This window comes from Delftia sp. ZNC0008 (assembly GCF_000799035.1).
GTDB classification, from domain to species: Bacteria; Pseudomonadota; Gammaproteobacteria; order Burkholderiales; family Burkholderiaceae_C; genus Comamonas; species Comamonas tsuruhatensis.
Genome location: NZ_JTKZ01000285.1, coordinates 13140 through 15480 on the forward strand (window position 1 = coordinate 13140; position 2341 = coordinate 15480).

Consider the following 2341-nt stretch of genomic DNA (forward strand, 5'->3'; position numbering starts at 1 on the left):
GGGGCTTTGCCGTGGTGGCCGGCGAGGTGCGCACGCTGGCCCAGCGCAGTGCCGAGGCGGCCAAGGAGATCAAGGCCTTGATCCAGGCCAGCGAGCAGCGTGTGGAGCAGGGCACGCAGCTGGTGGACAAGGCCGGCGAGACCATGTCCGAAATCGTCGCCGCCATCCGGCGCGTGACCGACATCATGGGCGAGATCAGCGCCGCCAGCAGCGAGCAGAGCGCGGGCGTGGCCCAGGTGGGCGATGCCATCACGCAAATGGACCAGGCCACCCAGCAGAACGCCGCCCTGGTCGAGCAAAGTGCGGCCGCTGCCCAGTCGCTGCAGCAGCAGGCGCGGGCCATGGTGGCATCGGTATCGGTGTTTCGCACGGCGCCGGAAGACTCGACAGCGGTCCCCGAGGTGGCTGAGACCGCCAAGGCGGCCGTGGCGGTGCCGCGCGCAACGGCGGCCGCCCCTTTGGCATCACCGCCGGTCCTGGCGCCCATCGCAGCCCGGCCAGCGAAACATGCCACGCCAGCCCAGGTCAGCAGGACCGCGACCGCCGACGACGAGGAGTGGGCCGCGTTCTGAGGCCTTGCCCGCAGCTGTGCCCCATCCTCTGGCGGCCCCATGCCCTGCATGGGGCCGCTTTCTTTTTGCGTGCTGCGTTGAGCTTGCGCACGCCGGGTGGCAGGAGGCTGTGGCGCAAATCCTCCAGTGAAGGTTTCTGCCTACTGCAAGTACCTGAACTTGTCCTGAACAATGCTTGGATACTGGCAGAATGTAAATAGATGTAGTCCTATTCTTACAGATTGAGGAACGGCCGCTCCTGGCCTCGTTCGCTCGGAACGAAGGGATATCCCATGATTACCTTGTTCTCATGGCCGCCTGGCCTGGCGGCCATCGGCCATCCAGCAGACCGCGCTCCCGCGGGGTCCCGTCCTCCCCCTCTCCAAGCCTTGCCTGCCAGCTGCCATCGGCCGGTGCGGCTGGCCTGTTTCTGCAAGGTTCGCGCCGGGCCTGGCTGATAGCCTGCCCATGGCGCGAGACAGAGCAAGACGCAACAAGATGACGGGACCTCTACAAGAGAGATGAATGTGAAAAACCTCAAGATTTCAACGCGCATGCTGGGCACCTTCGGCCTGCTGGTGCTGCTGCTGCTGGCCGTGGTGGCCGCGGCCCTGGTGCAACTGCGCTCCATGCGCACCAGCATGGAAGTCATCACCGGCAATGCCATGCCCAGCGTGGAAGTGATCAACCAGATAGGCACCGATGTCGTGCGTACCCGTTTGCTGGAGGTGCGCCACGTCAACAATGATGATGTCGCCTACAAGACCGATTCGGAAAAGCAGCTGGAGCAACTGCAGCGCCGTCTGGCCGAGCGCAAGAAGGCCTACGAGCCGCTGCTGTCCTCCGACGAAGAGCGAAGGCTCTACGCCCAACTGCTCCAGGAACGCGAGCGCTACCAGCAACTGAGCCAGCAGGTGCTGGCGCTGTCACGCCAGGGCGAAAAGGAAAAGGCCCAGGCCGTGCTGGGCGGCGAGTCGCTGAAGCTCTACAACGATTCGTCGAACACGCTGGACCTGCTGGTCAAGCTCAACAGCGATGCGGCCGTGCAGGAAAGCCGCAATGCCGAGGCTGTCTATGGGCGCTCGGTCGTCGTCCTCAGCGTGGCGGCGCTGGCCGCCGTGCTGCTGGCCGTGCTGGCCGGGCTGTGGCTGACGCGCTCCATCCGCACGCCGCTGGCCCATGCGGTCGATGCCGCTGACCGCGTGGCCAATGGCGATCTGGGCGGGACCATTCACATCGACCGCCATGACGAAACCGGCCTGCTGCTGGGCGCGCTGCAGCGCATGCAATCGAGCCTGGTGCAGACCGTGCGCAGCGTGCGCCAGAACGCCGAAGGCGTGGCCTCGGCCAGTGCGCAGATTGCCTCCGGCAATGCCGACCTGTCCAGCCGCACGGAAGAGCAGGCCAGCGCGCTGGAGCAGACGGCGGCATCCATGGAAGAGCTGGGCTCCACCGTGCGCCAGAACGCCGACAACGCACGCCAGGCCAATCAGCTGGCGCTCAATGCATCGAGCGTTGCGCGCCGCGGCGGCGACGTGGTGGCCGAGGCCGTGGAAACCATGAAGGGCATCAATGACAGCAGCCGGCGCATCGGCGACATCATCGGCGTGATCGACGGCATTGCCTTTCAGACCAACATCCTCGCGCTCAATGCCGCGGTGGAGGCTGCGCGTGCCGGTGAGCAGGGCCGGGGCTTTGCCGTGGTCGCGGGCGAGGTGCGCTCGCTGGCGCAGCGCAGCGCCGAGGCGGCCAAGGAAATCAAGGCGCTGATCACTGCCAGCGTGGAGCGT

Annotated in this window: 2 protein-coding genes; both read left to right on the forward strand. The window is 66.2% G+C overall.

Annotated elements, in window-relative coordinates:
- Positions 1–572, forward strand: a 572-nt coding sequence (locus L995_RS34300; protein WP_231574401.1) for a methyl-accepting chemotaxis protein, incomplete at its 5' end; no start/stop codon positions are given.
- Between the two features lie 500 nt (positions 573–1072).
- On the forward strand, positions 1073–2341 hold a 1269-nt coding region (locus L995_RS09550; protein ID WP_082001527.1), incomplete at its 3' end, for a methyl-accepting chemotaxis protein.